We start from the raw sequence: 22206 nt of genomic DNA on the forward strand, positions 1-22206 counted from the left end.
ATTATCTGCACTGGTAAAAAATCAGAATATAGACGCTTTTTTCTTTAAACAATTCGCATTTCTATTCGTCTACAGAGGCAATATCGCCAAATTTATTGGCATGTTGAGAAGGTAGCACGGAGATACATACCTCATGACTACCCAACCTCATCAGAATGTAAACCGACTGCCTATAGTAGCAGTGCAATATTTATCAGGAGATGTCATGTCAGTGAGCTGTTTTGACCGCGAAGATGAAACCTTCATCGTGCTTATTAATCAAGAAGAACAATATTCAATTTGGCCCGAGTGGAAAGCGGTACCAGTGGGTTGGCAAGCTGTAGCTGGTGTTCAGGGCGATAAGGCCCACGTGCAAAGCTACATTAACGAGCACTGGACTGATATGCGTCCTGCTTCTTTGCGTCAGTGGATGGCTGAGCAAGCGCAACAAGGTGACGCGTGAGTACATCAAGCATTAAGCTGTTGTGCCTGCCTTGTGCTGGGGCGAGTGCCTCAATGTACTTACGTTGGAGTCGGCAATTGCCTAGCTGGATAAAGCTAGTGCCCATTGAGCTTGCAGGAAGAGGCCCTAGGTTAGATGAAGAGAAAGTCGAAAACTACCACGAGCAAGTGAGTGCGATACTTCAGTGTTATCAGCATGAGATGACCGGTGATTATGCTTTTTTTGGTCATAGCATGGGAGCTTTGCTTGCCTATGGCGTAACACTGCAGTTGCAACAGCGCAATTTACCTTTGCCTAACACTTTGATGCTATCGGCGTGTCCTGCGCCACAGTTTATTCATCCTGAGCGCTATCCAGAACCTAATGATCGGCAAGCGCTCATTGCTGAATTGCGAGCGCAGGGAGGAACGCCAGACATGCTATTTGACAATGCTGATTTATTGGAAATGACGCTTGAGGTGCTGGCCGCTGACTATCACGCATTGCGCTCGTTTACGCCACCGAGCTCTTCGCAAATAACCGTGCCGGTAACCACTTTTTATGGTCACGATGACTTAATCAGTGTTAGCGAAGTACTGGCCTGGCAGCAACACGCCCGTCAACCATTATCGCAACAAGGGTTCGCTGGTGGGCATTTTTATATTCACAGTGCCCAAGCTTCAGTGTTGTCTGCACTTGAGCAAACACTGAGTCGCCATAATACATCAGCGGCTGCTTTGGTCAGTAGTTGTGAGTAAAACCAAGCGCTGCACTTGAGGACTTGGGTTATCACACAGCATTAAACACTTGGTATTAGTCGGTTCGCTTTTTAATCTTGTCTCTAGTCGCGAGCCCATTTAGAAAAATTGAGGTAGAGCTGCAATATGCAACACAAGCCATTACAACTAAACCCGTATCTCACGGGCGAGACGCCCCACAGCATGGTTGAGCGTTTACAACACCTTGCCCAGATCCAAGCAGATAAAACCGCGCTGGTGGTCGTTAGTGACAAAGAAGGTGTGCTGGATGAGCGCTCATTTACCTATGGTGAATTAGATATACAGATTAAAAGACTAGCGGCCGAGCTGCAGCTACAGTGTCGTCAAGGTGATCGCGTGCTGTTGATGCTAGATAACAATGAACACTATGTTATCAGTTTCTTCGCATGCCTTTATGCCGGTCTCATCGCGGTTCCTTTATTTGTTCCCGAATCTTCACGTTCTCAGCATATTCAGCGCGTTGTTGGGATTGCGTTAAATTGTCAAGCAACCGCTATTTTAGCGCATTCTGCAGATCATCAGTTAGTTGAACTAGCCAAACAAGAAATGCACAACAGCGGCCTAAGTGCTGCAAGTTTACTGTTTGTTGACCAGTTAAATTATCAAGAGAATACCTGCTGGCAAGCGCATACGCCACAACCACAAGAGTTGGCATTTTTACAATATACCTCAGGCTCAACGGCAGCACCAAAGGGTGTTATGGTGAGTCACGGTAATTTGATTGCAAATGAAATTGCCATCAGCGAAGGGAGTGGGGTGATAGCAGACGAGGTTGTGGTGTCTTGGTTGCCTCTGTACCACGATATGGGATTAATGGCCGGCTTGATTTTGCCTTTATTCAATGGCTCAAAATGTGTCTTGATGTCGCCTCGCTACTTCCTTGAAAAACCAATCCGCTGGCTTGAAGCAATTGCTAGACACCGAGGTACGTCAAGCGGTGGTCCAGATTTTGGTTATCGCTTGTGTGTTGAAAGGATAAGGCCAAGCGCAATGGCGAACTTGGATCTGTCTTCTTGGCAAGTGGCCTTTAGTGGCGCAGAGCCTGTAAGGGTTGATACGCTTGATAGCTTTTTTGCACAAGCCACGCCAGCAGGTTTTAATCCTCAAGCCATATACCCGTGTTATGGATTGGCTGAAGCAACCTTATTTGTTACTGGGCCAAAAAGACAATCTGGCCTAGTGGTACAGTCATTTTCTGCTGCCTCACTTGCACAAGGTATCGCACAACAAGCTGAGCACGGCGTAAAGCAGGTAGCCTGTGGCGTACCAGCTTCACATCATAGTATACGGATCACAGACAACACGACCAAGGCGGCATTGCCGGCAGGACATGTGGGTGAAATTTGGGTATCGGGGCCGAGTATTGCTCAGGGCTATTGGCAAAACCCAGCTGCAACGGCAGACACCTTTGTAGAACATGAGCAAGCGCGTTGGCTGCGCACTGGGGACTTAGGGGTTTGGCAAGATAATCAACTATACATTGTTGGCCGCATCAAGGATTTGATCATTTCTCATGGTCGCAATATCTATCCTCAGGATATTGAAAAAATTATCGAAACGGAATTTGAGTTCGCCCGTAAAGGTCGGATCGCGGTATTTGCAGCCACGGATAACCATAGCGAAGGCGTTGGTGTAGCCCTAGAAATTGCGCGCAAGGTTCAGCGCCAAGTGAGTCCGCAGTTGTTGGTCAATCGCTTAAAGGAAATCGTTGCAGAATATTGTGATGAGTCCGTCACAGGCGTTTTGATGATGCAACCTGCAAGCTTGCCAAAAACGTCCAGTGGCAAATTACAGCGTAGCGCCTGCAAGCAAATGTGGACGCAAGCCGCTGAACTGAGTGTCGCTGCGCCACTGTCAGACGATAATGTTGATAAGGCTTATGCGATTTATGCACATAATCAGCTGGTGCGTGGTCAAACACTGGCAGATACTTTGGCCCCAGCACCTTTATCAGAACACGAGCAAGCACTGGCCGATATCTGGCAAGCCGTGCTCAATCGTAAGAGTGATTTTAGTCGTGACGCACACTTTCTAGCAGAGGGCGGTAACTCGCTAAAAGCGGTGCAGTTAATTCACGCCATTGAGCAACATTGGCAAGTGAAGTTTGACCCCACAGAAATATTTCATTGTTTGCGCTTAGGCGAGCAAGCCGATGCTATTTTGGCCGCGTCACAACGTCAACAGTTGGTGGCTAAAGAAGCTTCCAGCGTGTCATCAATAAATTCCATTATTGCCAACGAGTATGGAATTGAGCAGGCCGTTCCAATGTCTCATGCGCAAGCGAGACTATGGTTTTTATGGCAACTAGAACCCCATAGCAGTGCTTACAATATTGGTGCGCGCATCAACCTACACTCAGATATAGACGCTACGCGCTTGCAAAACGCGTTAAATACTCTGGTGGCTGAACACCAAGCCCTGCGCACACGCTTTGATACCGATGAACTTGGTACGGCAATCCAAGTGGTTGCGCAAACGGGTCATTGGCCGCTGCAACAATTTGACTTAAGTAATGTTGCAGCGTCGCAGCAAGCTTCGGCATTGGCTGAATTGGTTGCCACAGTGAGTCAATACGCATTTGATTTAACTAAAGGGGATGTCGTCAACGCGGCGCTAATTAATCTAGGTGAGCAAGGCTATCAGCTGATTATAGTGATGCATCACATCGTTTCCGATGGCGTATCGATGCAAATATTACTAGACCAACTTGCGCATATTTATTTGGGAACCTTGAGTGCGAGTAAAGTGCGAGAGGGCACAATCACCTATCAAGACTTTTCTTTGTGGCAGCGGTCGTATCTCACCTCCGATGCAGCGCAAGCACAATTAACGTGGTGGCAAGCACAGCTCGCCTGCGATGAGCAACCTATTTTGCAGTTGTGCACGGATTTCCCTCGAGTCAATAAAGCGCACTCTCCTGAAAATAATAAGCAACTGTTAGGTGCAAATCACAGTGTCGTCTTACCGGCTCAACTGGTTAAGCAACTTCGTCGCCAAGCGGCCAAACAAAACGCCAGCTTATTTATGGTGATGTTAGCCAGTTTTCATGCATTGCTTTATCGTCATACTGGGCAACATGACATTCGAGTGGGGATACCAGTTGCGAACCGCCATTTGCCTCAACTCCAAGAGTTAGTAGGCTTTTTTGTAAATACCCAAGTGATCCCTGCGAAGTTTTCGGGTCAGACTTGTTTGCAAGATATTGTGGCGCAAGTCAAAACTGCCGTCTTGGGCGCACAAGCAAATCAAGATGTTCCTTTTGAGTATCTAGTCGAAGCGCTAGCGCCGGAACGGAGCGTCGATACGCATCCGCTTTTCCAGGTAATGTTTAGCCATACGGAGCATGATACTCGTGCATGGCAGCCGTTGGTCGCAAAGGATACTAACTTATCAGCCCGCGCTTGGCAGCCGCTAGAAGTGGCGCCGCAATTTGACTTAACGCTCGAAACTTACGAGCTAGAAGAGGATCAAGTAGCGCTAGAGTTTGTTTATCCCAGAGCACTATTTTTGCCACAAACGATAGCGCGTATGGCTGAGCAATATGTTGCTCTGCTACATGCCCAGCTTGAGTCTGGCGCAACGCCACTTGCGCAGCTATGTGTGCAAACCTCGGCAGAGCAAGCGTGGTTGACTCAGGTTGCCAAAGGGCCTGCGGTTGCAACGGATGACTCTACCATTTATCAATTGTTTGAGGAGCAAGTGAAGCGCACGCCAGATGCGCCCGCACTTATCTTCAACCAACAAACCGTGAGTTATAACGCATTAAATCAACGAGCCAACCAGCTCGCGCACTATTTAAAAAGTCGAGGTATTGGGCCTGAAGATTGTGTCGGTATGGCGCTTGAGCGCGGTATTGAGATGTATGTCACCCTATTTGCGATTTGGAAAGCGGGAGCCGCCTATGTGCCACTCGATCCGACGTACCCTGAGGACAGGCTTGTTCACATGGTGAAGGATAGCGGGGTGAAGTTGGTGCTGACCAATGCAGCGCTCGTGGCGCATATTCCAAACGCTGAAAACGCCATCTCTGTGCTTGCATACGAGCATATAGCGCTTGGCGACTTTGCAACGACTAATCCTGCGATTGCATCACATTCCCAGCACTTAGCGTATGTTATTTACACCTCAGGTTCGACAGGGTTGCCCAAAGGGGTTGCCGTTACGCATGGCCCATTGTCCATGCATATTCAAAATATGGTTGACGTATACGGAGTAGATAGCGATCACACGGAGCTGCAGTTCTTTTCGATTAACTTTGATGCCGCAGGTGAGCAGTGGATGACACCACTGATCAAAGGTGGTGCGTTAGTGCTGGCGACTAAGGCGCAGCTCAATGTGGAGGCCGTCAGTGAGTTAATAAACGTGCACAAGGTGACGGCACTGCATTTACCGCCCGCCTATTTACGCCTTTTGACGCCGCATTTGCACGACTGTAAGCAAATTCGCACCTGTATTGTCGGCGGTGAAGAATTTAGCCGCACAGATTATCAAGACGCTCATCGGGCGTTTTCTGCGCCTCGGATTGTCAACGCCTACGGGCCAACTGAAACCATTATTACACCAACGGCATGGATCAGTTTACCGGGTGAGCTACACGAGGTTAGCACTGTACCAATTGGCAAGCCGATAGGTGCGCGTGAGGCCTATATTTTAGACGCCGATCTGAATCCTGTACCACAAGGAGCAAGCGGTGAACTTTACGTGGGTGGTCGTGGTGTTGCTCGTGGTTATTTGGGGCGTCCAGCCCTGACCGCAGAGCGTTTTGTTGCCAACCCATTTAGTAGCGATGGCGAAGTCTTATATCGAACGGGAGACTTGGTTCGTTGGAATCAACGCGATGAACTGGAATATTTAGGGCGCATCGATCATCAAGTCAAAATTCGTGGTTTTCGGATAGAGCTCGGTGAAGTTGAAGCGCAATTAATGGCACTTCCACACATTAAAGAAGCGGTTGTATTGGCCAAAGACGGTGATGGCCAACATGGTCATTCTGGGACACATTTGGTGGCTTATGTTGGCGCTGAGGCGAATGGCCAAGGCGTATTACCTAGCGCGCAAACACTGAAGCAAAGTTTACTGCAAAAACTACCAGACTACATGGTCCCGAGTTGTATCACCGTATTGGCAAACTTGCCTGTGACGGCCAATGGCAAAATTGACCGTCATCACTTACCCGAACCTCAGTGGGGGAGTGGTGAAAGCCATCAAGTACCAACAGGCGGCTTAGCAAATAAAGTCGCTGCGATTTGGGCGGAAGTGCTAGGTCTAGATGCGAAACAAATTGGCCTGCATGACAACTTCTTTGACTTGGGCGGTCACTCCCTATTGTTTGGTCAAATTCAGCAACGTCTTGAAGCCGAATTTAGCTGTAAATTGACCATGTTAGAACTGTTTCATATGACAACCGTAAGTGCCATGGCCACTTACTTTGAACAACGTACACCTGAAGGCGCTGCGAATGCACAGCAAGCAGTTGCCAAAGAAATGAAAAAAGCATCGGCGCGTGGTCAACGCCAGCGCCAAGCCTTCTTGAAAAAAACACGCACAAAAGTGGAAAGCTAAGCATGACTACAGAAACTTATTCAAGCACAGATATTGCCATTGTCGGCCTAGCAGGTCGTTTCCCAGGAGCTGAGAACGTAGATGCCCTGTGGGAAAACCTAAAAAACGGGGTGGAATCAATCAAAACCTTCACAGAGGCAGAATTACGTGAACTTGGGGTGCCGGAAGCGACTATTGCTGACCCCAACTTTGTCCCTCGGTGTGCGTTGTTGCCTGATCAAGACAAGTTTGACGCGTCATTTTTTGGCTATTCACCGCGTGAAGCAGAAGAGCTTGACCCGCAGCAACGTCTCTTTTTAGAAACCGCTTGGCAGGCGCTGGAAAATGCTGGCTACGATGGTGACAAGTGTGACTTTCCAATAGGTGTCTATGGCGGCTGTGGCGTAAACACTTATCTAATCTCTAATTTGATGCAAAGTGGCCGTTTTAGCGATCTTGGTAATATCTCGCAGCTACAAGCGCTGATGAACGGTAATAACAAAGATGCCATGACCATGACACTGGCCTACAAACTAAACCTAAAGGGCCCTGCGGTAACGGTACAAACGGCGTGCTCAACTTCCTTGGCTGCAGTTCACATGGCGACACGCTCATTATTGAATTATGAGTCAGATATGACCTTGGCTGGCGGCTCATGGTTGAACTTTTTGCATCAGGGCGGTTATGTATATCAACCCGGCGCAATTTTGTCTTCAGATGGTCACTGTCGTCCGTTTGACGCAGATTCTCAAGGGACGGTAATTGGTTCTGGCTCTGGTGTCGTGGTACTTAAACGCCTTGAAGATGCAATGGCTGATGGCGATACCATTTATGCCGTGATCAAGGGCTCTGCAATGAATAATGATGGTAATACTAAAGCAGGTTACACCGCACCTAGTGTGGATGGGCAGGCTGAAGTTATCGCCGCAGCACTGGAAATGGCTGATACCCCGGCAGAGAGCATTGGTTACGTTGAAGCGCATGGTACCGGCACGGTGATTGGCGACCCCATTGAAATTGCTGCGCTCACCCGCGCCTACCGAATGGATACCGAGCAAACGCAATATTGTGCCGTAGGTTCAGTCAAATCGAATGTCGGCCACCTAGATGCAGCCGCAGGGGTTACCGGGTTAATAAAGGCCGCGCTGACAGTGAAGCACGGACAAATCCCGCCGAGTTTGCACTACAAGCAAGCTAACCCAGAAATTGACTTTGCCAATAGCCCGTTCTATGTCGCGGATAAGCTGACGCCTTGGTCAAATGAAACAGGCCCACGCCGTGCTGGGGTGAGTTCATTCGGTATTGGTGGCACCAATGTGCATGTGGTCCTTGAGGAGCCACCAGTTCAACGTGCGACGCAGTCGCAGCGCAACTGGCAAATCCTACCGCTGTCGGGCCACACCAAAACTGCACTGGCCAGTCGCCGCGAGCAGTTAGCAACTTGGTTTAAGCAAGCAAGCACTCAGCCTTTGTGGCAAGACAGTGCTTACACTTTGCAAGTGGGTAGGAAAGGCCTAACCCATCGTGCCGTCGTGGTGGCGCAAAATAGTGAGCAAGCGATTGCAGCACTGGCTGACGATACCAGCACATTAAGAGCGCAAGGGCAGTTAACGGTTTCAGGTGACAGGCCCGTTACCTTTATGTTCCCAGGGCAAGGTTCGCAGCATATCAATATGGCCCGCGCACTGTATGAGTCAGAAAGCGTGTTTAGAGATGCATTTGACCGCTGTCGGGAGGGCCTGATAGCGCATGTTGGGCAAGATATTAAAGACCTTATTTTTGTTGATGAAGCGGACGTTGAGCACGGTGCGGCGCAACTAAAACAAACCTCAGTCACTCAGCCGGTATTATTTGCTGTGGAATATGCATTGGCGCAGCAATGGTTGGCGTGGGGAGTAAAGCCCAGTGCTATGATTGGCCACAGTATCGGCGAATACGTCGCCGCGTGTATTGCGGGGGTGTTTAGTTTAGAGGATGCATTATACCTGGTCGCCAAGCGGGGCGAATTTATTCAGGTGCAAGCACCGGGCTGTATGTTATCGGTGGCGCTCTCAGAAGCCGCTTTAGCTCCTTATCTTGATACCGACAATCTTGGGCATAAAGTTGAGCTGGCAGCGGTGAATAGCCCTGAAAACTGTGTTGTATCGGGCTCAGAGCAAGCGATAGCGGCACTATCAAATAGGCTCACTGAGCAAGGGGTCGTAGTACAGCCTTTACATGTTTCCCATGCGTTCCATTCGTCCTTGGTGAGTGATGCAGGTGATCAACTGGCTAAGTTGATTGCTCAGGTTCAGCGCAGTGCCCCAAGCATTCCATTTGTATCGAATGTAACAGGCACTTGGATAACCGACCAACAAGCGACCGACCCTCAATATTGGGCGCAGCATTTAGCACAAGCGGTGCGCTTTAACCAAGGTCTGCGCACTATCGTCAATCTTGACAATCCAGAGTCAGAAAATGGCTTAGAACAAACTGTGCTACTCGAAGTGGGACCAAGTAATACGCTAAGTCAACTTGCTGGACGGGATGCAGAAGTAAAAGCGCAAACGAGTATTGTCACTTCGCTACCACACCCAAGAAAAGCGCAAGAGACAGAGCAACACTTTGCCTTAGCCTTGGGACGTTTATGGATTGAAGGCGTAGAGATTGATTGGGATGCCTTGTATGAGCAGACACCTCATCGCGTCGCCTTACCTGTTTACCCGTTTGAGCGAAAACGTTTTTGGATTGAAGCCGATGCAAATATTGTGGCGCAAAACAACCATAACGCCTTGGCACCAAAACCGATTGAACAGTGGTGTTACATCCCTTCATATAAGCGCTCGGTTCCTGATTTAACTCAGCCGGTTGAACTGGGTTGTACTTTGCTATTTGAAACACAGCATAAGGCCTGCGACCTGCTCCTTGATAAGCTACACACGCAGAGCGATAAGCTAATTCGGGTCAAATTAGGGCAAGCATTTCAGCAAGAATCGGATAATGAGTTTGTGATCCGCGCGGCTCAGTTGAGCGACTATCAGCAACTTATTGCAAGCGTGAATCAAATTCATGGTCCTGTATCGCATATATTCCATTTGTGGAGCTTGCCGACCAGCGAGCCTGCTGATTTAAGCCAAACTCAACAACAGGGCATGATGAGTCTAATCGCACTTGCTCAAGCACTTGAATCGCAACAGTTAGGTCAGCCGGTTAATTTGAGCGTAGTGAGCCAAGGGTTGGCCGATGTGTCGGGTAATGATGAGATTTCACCCGCTCAGTCGATGTTACTTGGCCCATGTAAAGTCATCCCGCAGGAGTTCCCACACATTCAATGTCAATTGGTTGATTTTGGTGCACAACTTCACGGTGACTGGATAGATTGGTTGTTGTCAGAGCAACATGGCGAAGCGGGCGAGGTGGTTGCTTATCGGTCTTATCATCGTTGGCTGATGGGCTTTGAAGCGACGGCCAAACCTAAGCAAAATGAAGCGATTTATCGCCAAGGTGGGGTGTACTTAATTACCGGCGGTTTAGGTGGCGTTGGTTTGGTAATGGCTGAGCATTTGGCGGAGCACTACCAGGCTAAATTAGTCTTGCTTGGTCGCAGCACGCCTTCAGAGGCACAACAGCAAAAATTAGCACAATTGCAATCTTTTGGTGCGCAGGTACTGGTTAAACAAGCGGATGTGGCGGACTTTGAACAAATGGCAGAGGTTGTCGCACAAGCACATCAGCAGTTTGGGCAGATCAATGGGGTGATCCACGCAGCAGGGAGTGGTGCAACGTCCTTAATTAGTTCGACGGATGCAGCGTTTATCGAGCAGATGTTTGCTGCCAAAGTTGTGGGAACGCAACATTTGTTGGCTTTATTTAACGAGCAGCCACTGGACTTTATGGTGTTGTGCTCATCGCTTGCTAGCATTGCAGGTGGTTTATCTAAGGCCGCCTACGCGTCAGCGAATGCCTATCTAGATGCTATTGCACAGCAATACGCTCAGCAATCGGTGCAAACAGGCGGTTATCCAATACTGGCTGTTAACTGGGACAGTTGGCGAGAGGTCGGCATGGCTGGTGATATGGATATGCCTGACGGAGTCGGTATCGCGCCTCAGCAAGGGGTTGAAGTTATGGCGCGCATACTCAGCGCACCAATATTGCCGCAAGTTGCGGTCTCAACGCTCGACCTTCCTGCACGATTAGAAGCCACCAAAGGTAACCTGTTAGATGCAGAATTGACTATGGCAGATGCGACACCTCGCAGTGGTGGCTATGAGCGTCCTGAGTTATCAACGCCATATGTTGCGCCAGAAGATGATTTACAAGTTGGTATTGCGCAAGTCTGGAGCGCCATGTTGGGGATAGAGCAAATAGGCATTCACGATAATTTGTTTGAGCTGGGCGGTGACTCCTTAATGGGGGTACAAATCATGTCGCAACTAAGCAATAAATTTGAAGTGACCTTGTCACCAGCTTCCTTTTTTAAAGATCCAACCATTTTGGGGCTTGCTCGAGTAATAGAAGCCATTCTAATACAAGAGCTACAGCAAGAGCTGGCTGAGGGAGCGAAATAAGCATGTCGATCAATGCACTATTGGCAGCGCGCAAAGGCAATATGACACTGGCGCAGAAAAAAGCCATGCTTAAACAGCTCGAGGATAAACAGCCGGTTCAGTCGAGTGCGCCAGTAATTAAAAAACTTGGCAAACTTCAAGCGCCGTTATCGGCGGCGCAGCAAAGGCTGTGGTTTGAGTGGTTGATCAACCCTGAAAATACCGCATACCACCTTGGTGGGGGGATGTGTTTAAGTGGCCATCTAGACAAAGACGCGCTGCGTGCAAGCTTAGATCACTTAGCCGAGCGCCATGCTGGGCTTCGTACTCAGTTTGTTGAAGGGGAAGGCGCCAAACCTGCGCAAGTGGTTTTGCCGACACTGCGCTTACCGCTGGAATCGGTAGAGCAACACGAATTAGCCGCTGAAGTCGCAGCACTGCAAGCACATGATACAGAGCTGAGTCGCGAACAAGCGCAGGAACAGGTTTATAAAGCAAGGTTAGCGCGCTTCGCTGCAACGCCCTTTGATTTACGGACAGGTCCTTTGATGCGAATGCAGTGGTTGCAGTTTGCTCCAGAACAGCATGTACTCTTAGTCGTGATGCACCACATAATTAGTGATGCGTGGTCGAAGAGTTTGATTATTAAAGACTTCGTTGAAATTTATCAAAAAGCGAGTCTCGCTCAACCCATCACCCATGACGCGAACCGGTTAGATTATACTGACTTTGCTCAGTGGCAAAATGATTGGCTTAACAGTGATGCTGAGCAAGTGCAGCAGCAGTGGCAATTTTGGCAGCAACAACTCACAGGTCACTTGCCTGTGGTTGAACTCGGTGTGACAAACTCAGCAAATAGTGTACCTAAGGCAGAGCAACTCGTTACTCAGTTACCCGCGCAATTGGCAGCACAAGTCACACAATTTGCGCGTGAACAAGGGGTCTCGCTATTCGTCGTGTTATTGACTGCGTATCAAGCTTTGCTGCATAGATACACAAACGAAGATGAGCTGCTGACGGCGGTTCCGGTGGCAAATCGGAACCAGTTTGCTACCCATAGTGTGGTTGGCTTTTTTGTTAATATACAGCTGATGCGCTTGCCTGTTGCTGGTGAATTAACGCTACAGCAGCTATTGCGTAACTGTGCCAAACAGGCATTAGCAATCCAAGCGCAACAAGACATCCCCATAGACTCACTGATGAAGCGTTTTCAACCTAACTTGCAGGGCGCAACGCCTTATCAAGTGATGTTCAATCACCTCAAAGATAGCAGCAGTGGTTTAGCACAATTGCATGGTGCCTCGTTGACCAATTACTTTAGTTTGACTCAGGGCATAATGTGTGACCTTGCGCTAGATACAACCGAGCTAAGTGATGGTGGCGTGCAATTACAATGGCGTGTTGATAGCAATAAACTTTCAGCGGCTTGGATCTCCACATTTGACGAGCAATATCAGTCGCTCCTGCGCACCTTTTGCCAAGCTCCAGAGACTCAAATTCGCGATCTTTTACTGATGAGTGCCGAGCGGAAGGCGGCTTTAGCGGCGCTTGAATCTGGCGGTAAAACTTCAGCAAGCTTGCTTAGCGTACCTCAAGCATTTGCGCTTCAGGCACAGAAAACCCCAGACGCGATTGCGTTAAGGTTTATGGGCGAGTCTGTCACCTATGCTGAATTACAGCAACGGGTAAATCAATTAGCACAGTATTTGGTGGCGCAAAATATCAGCCATGAGTCGAAAGTGGCATTGCTATTTGAGCGCAGCATTGAGATGGTGGTGGCGATGCTGGCTACGCTTCAAGCGGGCGCGGCTTACGTACCAATCGAGCCTCAACTGCCCGAGGCACGCTTACACTATATTATTGAGCAAAGCGCCTGTGCTTGTATCTTGAGTCATGCTTCAGTAAAAGCACAGCTGGCAGAGAATATCAGCGCTCAAGTAACATGGCTTGAGCACTTAGAGTTAAGCGCTTATCCAACCACAGCACCCAATGTGACAATCCATTTAGATAACTTAGCCTATGTGATTTATACCTCAGGCTCGACGGGCAAGCCCAAAGGGGTTGCATGTGTACATCGTGGCGTCGCAAATCGCTTGGCTTGGGGGCAAACTCGCTATCAGCTTCAAGGCAGTGATAGGGTGTTGCAAAAAACGCCATTTGGTTTTGATGTATCTATTTGGGAGTTCTTCTGGCCATTAACGCAAGGTGCAAGCCTAGTATTAGCAGCGCCAGAACAACACAAAGAACCGTCACAAATTCGGCAACTTATTGAAACAGAAGCGGTGACGGTTTGTCACTTTGTTCCCTCCATGTTGCAAGCATTTATGACGGGGATAAGCAGCTCACGCGATGCGCTGGGCGGAAAAGCCTTATGCCCAAGTTTACGCCAAGTATTTACGAGCGGTGAAATGCTTACCTTGCAAACCCAACAGCAATTTTTTAGCTACTTTGAACAAACGGCACTGCACAATCTTTATGGACCGACAGAAACGGCGATAGAGGTGACAAGCTGGCAGTGTCACCAGCAAGATGACGTAATTCCAATTGGTAAACCTATCTCTGGCATACAAGCTTATGTATTGGATGGTGCACTCAATCAAGTGCCGATAGGGGTGGCAGGAGAGTTATATCTTGCCGGTGAGTGCTTGGCGCGTGGTTACTTATCTAGACCGGATCTCAGTGCCGATCGTTTTGTCGCGAATCCATTTGCCGGTAGCAACAGCCAAGGCGCTAGAATGTATCGCACTGGCGACAAGGTAGTTTGGAATGATGAAGGTCAACTTGAGTTTTTAGGCCGCTTAGATCAGCAAGTGAAGATCCGTGGTTTGCGGATTGAATTGGGCGAAATAGAGAGCCAATTAAGGCAATTAGCCAATGTAGTTGATGCTGCGGTGTTAGTGAAAAGTAGCGCTGGTGGCGAGCAACTAGTGGCATATTTGGTGTTGGTAAATGACGCTGAGCTTGAGCCTGATACGCTTAACTCGCAACTCACTACTCAGTTGCCGCAATATATGATCCCTAGTGTGTTTGTGCAGCTTGAAAAATTGCCGCTCACCGTGAATGGCAAGCTAGACCGTAAAGCTTTACCTGAGCCATCGCTACAGCAATTTTCAACGTTTGCGGCACCACAAGGTGAAATCGAAAGTGGACTGGCCGAGATATGGCAGCAAGTACTGCAGCTTGAAAAAGTCGGACGTGACGACAACTTTTTTGCACTTGGCGGACATTCTTTACTTGCGGTGGAAACCCTGAGTCAAATCCAAGCACAATTTGGTGTAGACATTGCGGTGCGCGACGCCTTTGCGAATCCAATACTAAAAGACTTAGCTGCAATTATTTCAGCACAAACAAATCCAGAGCAAGAAGATGCCTTGCTCGACTTAGAAGCATTTCTGGAGAACCTATAATGAGCAGTGAGGTCATCCAACGCATTGCTGAGCGCTTTCATCAGTTACCTCAAGAAAAACGTCAGCTGGTATATCAAAAGGTGCAAGCCGATGGGCTGAGCATGCGTCAGTTTCCCGTTTTACCTTTTCATCACTCAGCTGAGGCTGCTGAGCTGTCTTATGCACAGCAACGTCAGTGGTTTTTATGGCATTTAGACCCAGACAGTGCAGCGTATCACATCACTGGGGGATTACAGCTTGAAGGTGAGATAAACCTGAGTGCGTTGACACGTGCTTTTCAGCTATTAATTGCTCGTCACAGTTCGCTTCGCACGCAATTTGTACAAGTTGATGCTGAGGTAAAGCAGCAGGTGCAACCAATCGAGATTGCCAATGATTTTCAGGTAGAGGTAGGAGCGGGTGATAACATTGATGCGGTGCGTCAGCAATGGTTAAACACACCGTTCAATCTCACCCAAGGCAACTTAATCCGTGTGGGGTTACTCACGCTTGCGCCAAACCAATATCAACTGGTGGTGGTACTGCATCATATTATTGCCGATGGTGGTTCCTTACAGATTTTAGTGGGAGAATTTGCCGCGCTGTATAGCCAATTGCTTAGCGCTGAAATTGCATCGGGAGATTTATCGAGCCAGCTGGCCCAATCAGCGCTACCAGCACTGAATATTGCCTATGGTGATTATGCTAAATGGCAAAAAGACTGGATGACGGCCGGTGAGCTTGAGCGTCAGTTAGCGTATTGGCAGCAAAAGCTCGGTGACGAACAGCCAGTGTTACAGCTTAAGGTGGATAATGGTTTAGCTCAACACTCAGAGCATGGCAGCGCTCGCGGTGCCTCACACGCTTGGCAATTACCACAGAGCTTAACGCAGCAGCTAGGTACTTTTGCCACCAGCCATCAGGTTTCTCATTACATGATATTGCTGACGGCATTTCAGGTATTGCTACAGCGCTATACCGGGATGGAGCAGATCCGTGTCGGTACGCCAATCGCGAATCGACAACGGGCTGAAGTCGCTAATTTGGTCGGCTTATTCGTCAATACCCAAGTGCAGGATAACCGCTTTGACAGCCGCACTTCATTGCAACAGGTTTTAGCACAGGTAAAGGCTTCCACACTTGGAGCACAAGAATATCAAGATTTACCTTTTGAGCAATTAGTTGAAGCCTTGCAACCTGAGCGAAGTAGCGAAGTGCATCCGTTATTTCAGATATTGTTTAACTATCAGTTTGGTGATTTAAGCCAGTTACAACAGTTGCCTGGGCTCAAAGTGGGTGAATTGCCCGCAACCACAGGAGAAGTGCAGTTTGAGTTGGTGTTAGATGCTCATGAAAACCGAGCAGGCGCTTGCTTGTTGACCTTTACTTACGATCAAAAGGCCATCTCCACACAACGCATTGTTCGCATGAGTCAGCACTTTGAGCGAGTGCTTGCTGCCTTGCTCACTGAGCCGACTATGGCCCTTGGTGACATTAACTTGCTAGACGATAGTGAAACGCAGCAATGGCAGCGTTGGGGGTTAAATCCACAACTAGAAGACACCACCCCAGTGCAGCAAAAGTTTAGCCGTTTGGCTGACACCCAGCCAGATGCAGTGGCAGCGGTATTTGCAGATTTAACGTTGAGCTATAAACAACTGGATGAACGTTCAAATCAGCTTGCGCAGCACCTTCAAAGCCTAAATATTGGTCGCGAAGATAGAGTCGGTGTAGCGCTACAGCGCAGTATGGATACGGTAGTGACGTTATTAGGCGTGTTAAAAACTGGCGCTGCCTTTGTGCCTATGGACCAAGATTATCCGCCAGAGCGACTGGCTTACATCGCAGAAAATAGTCAACTCACAGCCATTATCACTCACCCTGACGCACAGTCGAAATTAACCGAGGTGCTGAAAGATACGCAGATCACACACCATTTGGCTTCTCTGCCAGTCGTCAACTTAGCACAATTGCCTTGGCAAACGTTGTCAGCCCAATCGCTCGACGTGGCTATTCATCCCGAGCAATTGGCTTATATGATTTATACTTCGGGCTCAACGGGTCGCCCGAAAGGGGCTGCGATCAGCCATCGTGCACTGAGTAACTGCATGGCATGGATGGCAAGACAATACTCTCCACAACCTGAGGAAGCGGTATTGCACAAAGCCGCTTTTGGGTTTGACGTGTCTTGCTGGGAGATTTTCTTCCCTCTGAGTGAAGGGATGTCTGTGGTGGTTGCAAAACCTGGTGACCAACGCGATCCACTCGAACTGAAGCGACTTATCCAACAGCAAAGAGTCGCAATTACCTCGTTTCCTCCGGCTTTATTACAGGCCTTTATCGAGCTACCTGATGTGGCTGAATGCACCTCGCTGCGGCATATCATGTGTGGTGGTGAAGCCGTGCCTGCTGAATTATTCCGTGATACATACAAGGCACTGCCTGATGTTGTGATGAACAACCTGTATGGGCCAACAGAAACCACAATTCATGTAACCCACTGGCCTTTTATTAACGACAATAGAAGCTTGGCGCCTATTGGCCAAGGTATTTCACAAACCCATACCTATATTTTAGATGCCAGTTTAAATCCCGTGCCAGAGGGCGTTACTGGAGAGTTATACATAGGAGGCATCCAGCTGGCCAGAGGGTATTTTGCCCGACCAGATTTAACCGCCGAACGCTTTGTTGCAGACAGCGTGTTAGGTAATGGCCAAAGGATGTATCGTACTGGTGATTTGGCGCGCTGGAATCAAAACGGTGAGATTGAATACCTAGGTCGTAGCGATGACCAAGTACAGATCAGAGGGTTTAGAATAGAGCTGGGTGAAATTGCCGAGCAGTTAAGACGCTTACCTCAAGTGCGTGAAGCCAAAGTCTTAGTTAAACACTTGGCTACTGGCGATAAATTGGTCGCTTACGTAACTGGTAGTATTCAAGATGAGCAGCAATTAGCTCAAGCGCTTGGTGAAAATGTTCCGGATTATATGGTGCCCAATGCGTTTGTGGTGTTAGATAAAATGCCACTGACAGCCAATGGTAAAGTCGATAGCAAAGCTTTGCCTGAGCCGCAATGGGCCAAAGCGCAAGAATACAGCGCACCGATAGGTGAGGCTGAAACCATGGCTGCACACCTATGGGCAGATTTACTCGGCCTTGAGCGAGTGGGCAGGGATGACAACTTCTTCTCGTTAGGTGGCCACTCACTGCTGGCGATTAAGCTGGTGGAGCGTGCCCGCCAAGCTGGCTGGCAAGCACAAGTGAAAACCCTATTTAGTCAGCCAGTGCTCAAACACTTCGCTGCTGCCCTTACGCCTTACCGCCAAGATACGGCACCAGAAACCGCATGGTCAGGGATTGCGACGGATACCGCTGTTATCACCAGTGAAATGCTGCCATTGGTCAGTCTGGATAATGACCAGATAGCTAAAGTCGTCGAGCAAGTAGATGGGGGCGTACAAAATGTCCAAGATATTTATCCGCTGGCACCGCTGCAGTCGGGAATTTTATTCCATCATACTTTGCAAGAAAAAGGCGACGCTTACATTACGCCTAATCTATTACGTTTTGAAAGCCGCGCGCAGCTAAGTGCATTTGTTGATGCGCTTAACCTTGTTATTGCCCGTCATGATATTCTGCGGACAGCCATTTTTTGGCAGGGCCTGCCTGAGCCTGTGCAAGTTGTGCAGCGTCAGGCCAAAGTGGAAATCAAGTGGTTAGATTATGCCTGTGATGCGCCATTAGCTGCTGATGAAGCGGGCTTAACGGCAGCAGCAAGACGCTTAAATGAAGCCGTAGATCCAACCCACTTTAGACTAAATACACAGTGTGCACCTTTAATTGCCGCCATCGCTATTGCCGAAGTGCAAGACGAGACCTGCTGGTTGCAACTGCCGAGTCATCATTTAGTGATGGATCACACCAGCTTAGAAGTACTCGTTGAAGAAGTGCAGATGATTTTAGCGGGTAATGTAGCGCTACTGCCAGAGCCTGTGCCGTTTAGACATTTTGTGGCGCTAGCGCAGCAAAACCCAGAGGCCGAAGCGGAGCAAAATACGTTCTTTAGCGAATTATTAGGGGATATAGAAACGCCAACTGCGCCATTTGGGTTGTTAGATATTAAGGGCACAGGTGAGGACATTCTAACGCACGAAACTGCCGTGCCTGAAGCACTGGCCGCCCAAGTGCGCCACCTTGCCGTAAAGCAAAACACCAGTGCTGCGGCGGTATTCCACCTAGCTTGGGCGATGGTGCTACAAAAGCTGACCGGACTAAATGATCCGGTATTTGGCACGGTGATGTTTGGCCGTTCACAAGGTGGAGAAGGCGCCGATAGGGCTGTTGGCATGTTTATCAATACATTGCCGATCCGTTTTCGATTGCGCCAAGCAGATCTTAAATCAGGATTGCAACAAGCGCAGCAGCTGTTAACTGCGCTTATTTGCCATGAAAGTGCGAGCTTATCCAAAGCACAATCTTGCAGCAACGTAGCGAAAGGAACGCCGCTGTTTTCGACGCTGTTGAACTATCGCTATAGCCCAAATGCGCACAAACATGGTGATTCGAAAAAGCTCTATGTTACCGATGATGGCTGGCAAGTATTTGGCGGTGAGGAACGCACCAATTACCCTATTGGAGTTTCTATTGACGATGCTGGCGATGGCTTTAACATCGTAGCGCAAACACTACCGAGTGTTGAACCTGCGCAGTTGTGTGGCTATTTACTGAATGCGTTGACTCAGCTTGTCGCAGAGCCTGCACTAAGACAGCTAGGTGATTGGCAAGCGTTGACTGACAATGCGTGGCAAACTCAGCGCTTGTGGAGCGAAAACACCACCAAAGAGAACACCCAGCAAGCGATCTACCGCTTATTTGAAGCACAGGTGCAAAAACAGCCTGACGCTATTGCCGTCACATTTAAAAACAATCACGTGCGTTACGCTGAGCTTAACCAACAAGCGAATCAGCTCGCGCATTATCTACAATCACGAGGCGTGGGTATAGAGAGCCGAGTCGCTGTGGGCATGTGGCGTAGTGTTGAAACCGTGATAAGTCTGTTGGCAATCATGAAAGTGGGCGCCTCGTACGTACCACTAGATTTAGATTATCCAGCGGAGCGTTTGCAATATATTGTGGCGTCAAGTGGCGTACAGTTGCTATTGACTCATGCTGAAGGGGTAGATGCACTGCCGCCATTCCCTGAGCAGCTCACGCAGTGTGTATGGCAACAGATAGACTTAGCGCCATACAGCCAAGATAATCTCATTGTCGATGCTCACCCAGAGCAACTGGCTTATGTGATTTATACCTCAGGCTCGACGGGACGACCTAAAGGCGTGGCTATTAGTCACCGCTCACTGGTTAGCTGTATGCAGTGGATGCAGCGCGAGTATCAACTCACACGGGAAGATGCGGTGTTACATAAGGCACCATTTGGCTTTGATGTGTCTTGTTGGGAGCTATTTTTCCCACTGAGTCAAGGCGGCCGCATTGTAGTATCTGAACCCGGAGATCATAAAGATCCAGACAAATTAATTGCACTTATCAAGGCGCAACAAGTTACAACAGCAAGTTTTGTACCGACGATGCTACAAGCCTTTATTGAGCAAACTAACCCCAATGAAGAGAACTATTTACGTAACATTATGGTAGGAGGAGAGGCTGCGCCACCGGAACTTCGTCAACGTATGTTCGCCGCACTACCAAATGCTAAGGTGCATAATTTATATGGACCAACAGAAACCACAATTCATGTGACCAACTGGGAGTTTACGCAAGCGCCACGAACCACAATTCCAATCGGTCGTGCTATCTCAAACACCAGTTGCTACGTACTCGATGAATACTTGACGCCAGTTCCTCAAGGGGTAGTAGGTGAGCTCTATTTAGGTGGAGTAGGGTTGAGCCGGGGTTATCTTAACCGCCCTGACTTAACCGCAGAGCGATTTGTTGCCGATCCGATATCCGCATCAGGTGGTCGTCTTTACCGTACCGGTGATTTGGTGCGTTGGAATAAAGAAGGACTGATTGAATACATGGGCCGACTTGATCACCAAGTTAAGATCCGAGGCCTACGTATTGAACTTGAAGAAATTGAAGCTCAGCTTGCAAGTATTAGCGGTATTCAAAAAGCCGTTGTATTGGCAAAGCCTTCGCCGTCAGGCGACCGTTTAGTCGGCTATGTGCAGTCTCAACAAGTACAGTCAAGTGATGAGCTAAAAAGCATCTTAGCTAAAGTCTTACCTGACTATATGGTGCCAAACAGCATTTTGAGTCTTGAGCGCTTGCCACTTAGCCCGAATGGGAAAATTGACCGCGACGCTTTACCGGAACCGGTTTGGCAAGATAGCGGAGAGTTTGTTGCGCCAATAAACGACATGGAGCAAAGTGTGGCGCAAGTCTGGTCTGAGGTTTTAGGAATCAATTATATCAGTCGTTTTGCTAATTTCTTTACGCTTGGCGGCGATTCTATCGCATGTCTAAAAGTGGTGTCATTGATGCGCCAACGTGGTTTTGACATGGCGGTAAAACACATGTTTGAAACCGCAGATCTGAGTCAGTTAGCCTTGCAGTTGACTGAGTTGCAAGGCGCTACCGGCTCTGGAAATACACTTTGTAGCGAGCCTATTATCGCACTGAATCAAAAATCAGCTGCTGCAAGTGCGCTATTTTGCTTACATGATGGTTTTGGTAAAGTGTTGGACTACACCACTTTGGCAAGGCATCTCGATGGCAAGCGTACGGTGTACGGACTGACTTATCAGCCTGGTTCTTTAACTGGACAAGCTGCTGATTTATCTGCACTGGTGGCATCGCATCTGAGCGAAATTCGCAAAGTGCAAGCTCGCGGACCTTACCGTTTATGTGGCTGGTCTTTAGGTGGCGTGTTGGCGCACGCTATTGCCGCTGAGTTAGAACAACAAGGTGAGCAAGTAGAGCAGCTGCTTTTACTTGACCCTTACTCGCCACCTAATGCAAGTGCACAGCGCTCAACACTGGCAGAGCAAATAGGCCCAATGATGCAGCTACAAACTTTCTTCAGCTTATTACTGAGCGAAGAAAGTGGGTTTGCCTTGATGCAAGACGTTGAAATACAAAGTACGCTGGCTGAATGTTCTGCTCAACAGCAGATATCAAGTGATGACATTCAAAGGTTGATGCAGCAAGTGTTTGAGCACCCAAGGACGGAGTTTATGACGGGTTACGGACAGTTAACGGCTCAAGACTTATATCATTTATATCTGGCCTTCCAACCGCTATTTTTGGCTGCCGTCAATATTGAGACGCTGCCTGTTTTCACCGGTAAGGCTGAACTATTTTGGATGAAAGGTCGAGAGCAAGCGCATAAAGCATGGTGGTACGAGTGGTTGAATAGCCAAAGTGTTTCGTCTCACGACTTGGATGTTGGACATTTCGCGGTGGTTAAAGATCGCACTGTATTAGAACGTGTCTAGCGAAGTTTAAAGTTAAAGTATAAAGCGGCTCTAAGTCGCTTTATTTTTATCTTTAGGGTTGTCTTTGGAAGGTTTGTCTTTGGAAATAAAAACGGC

6 protein-coding genes are annotated in these 22206 nt (G+C 48.6%); all 6 read left to right on the plus strand.

The window, feature by feature from the left end:
- The first annotated feature begins 133 nt into the window (after positions 1 to 133).
- The 6 genes from L1271_RS20805 (at position 134) to L1271_RS20830 (ending at position 22110) form a co-directional block, all read left to right on the plus strand.
- A complete protein-coding gene (locus L1271_RS20805; RefSeq protein ID WP_442960423.1) occupies positions 134 to 442 on the plus strand; it encodes an MbtH family protein in 309 nt (102 codons plus the stop codon).
- Positions 439 to 1179, plus strand: coding sequence for a thioesterase II family protein (locus tag L1271_RS20810; RefSeq protein WP_102056198.1), 741 nt, complete (start codon positions 439 to 441; stop codon positions 1177 to 1179). The genes L1271_RS20805 and L1271_RS20810 overlap by 4 nt, the downstream gene beginning before the upstream one ends.
- Before the next feature lie 126 nt (positions 1180 to 1305).
- A complete protein-coding gene (locus L1271_RS20815; protein ID WP_235368692.1) occupies positions 1306 to 6762 on the plus strand; it encodes a non-ribosomal peptide synthetase in 5457 nt (1818 codons plus the stop codon).
- Positions 6763 to 6764: 2 nt separating this feature from the next.
- Positions 6765 to 11291, plus strand: coding sequence for a type I polyketide synthase (locus tag L1271_RS20820; RefSeq protein ID WP_235368693.1), 4527 nt, complete (start codon positions 6765 to 6767; stop codon positions 11289 to 11291).
- A 2-nt stretch (positions 11292 to 11293) separates the two neighbouring features.
- Positions 11294 to 14677, plus strand: a complete 3384-nt coding sequence (locus L1271_RS20825) for a non-ribosomal peptide synthetase (protein WP_102056201.1) — start codon at positions 11294 to 11296, stop codon at positions 14675 to 14677.
- The gene (locus L1271_RS20830) at positions 14677 to 22110 is read left to right on the plus strand and encodes a non-ribosomal peptide synthetase (protein ID WP_235368694.1); all 7434 of its coding nucleotides are present in this window, start codon (positions 14677 to 14679) and stop codon (positions 22108 to 22110) included. The genes L1271_RS20825 and L1271_RS20830 overlap by 1 nt, the downstream gene beginning before the upstream one ends.
- Positions 22111 to 22206: the final 96 nt, after the last annotated feature.

This window comes from Pseudoalteromonas sp. OF5H-5 (assembly GCF_021530695.1).
Lineage (GTDB): Bacteria > Pseudomonadota > Gammaproteobacteria > Enterobacterales > Alteromonadaceae > Pseudoalteromonas.

Bases quoted from the DNA above. Each gene is read 5' to 3' on its own strand.
- L1271_RS20830 (WP_235368694.1), top strand. From the start codon at position 14,677: ATGAGCAGTGAGGTCATCCAACGCATTGCTGAGCGCTTTCATCAGTTA.
- L1271_RS20825 (WP_102056201.1), top strand. From the start codon at position 11,294: ATGTCGATCAATGCACTATTGGCAGCGCGCAAAGGCAATATGACACTG.
- L1271_RS20815 (WP_235368692.1), top strand. From the start codon at position 1,306: ATGCAACACAAGCCATTACAACTAAACCCGTATCTCACGGGCGAGACG.
- L1271_RS20805 (WP_442960423.1), top strand. From the start codon at position 134: ATGACTACCCAACCTCATCAGAATGTAAACCGACTGCCTATAGTAGCA.
- L1271_RS20820 (WP_235368693.1), top strand. From the start codon at position 6,765: ATGACTACAGAAACTTATTCAAGCACAGATATTGCCATTGTCGGCCTA.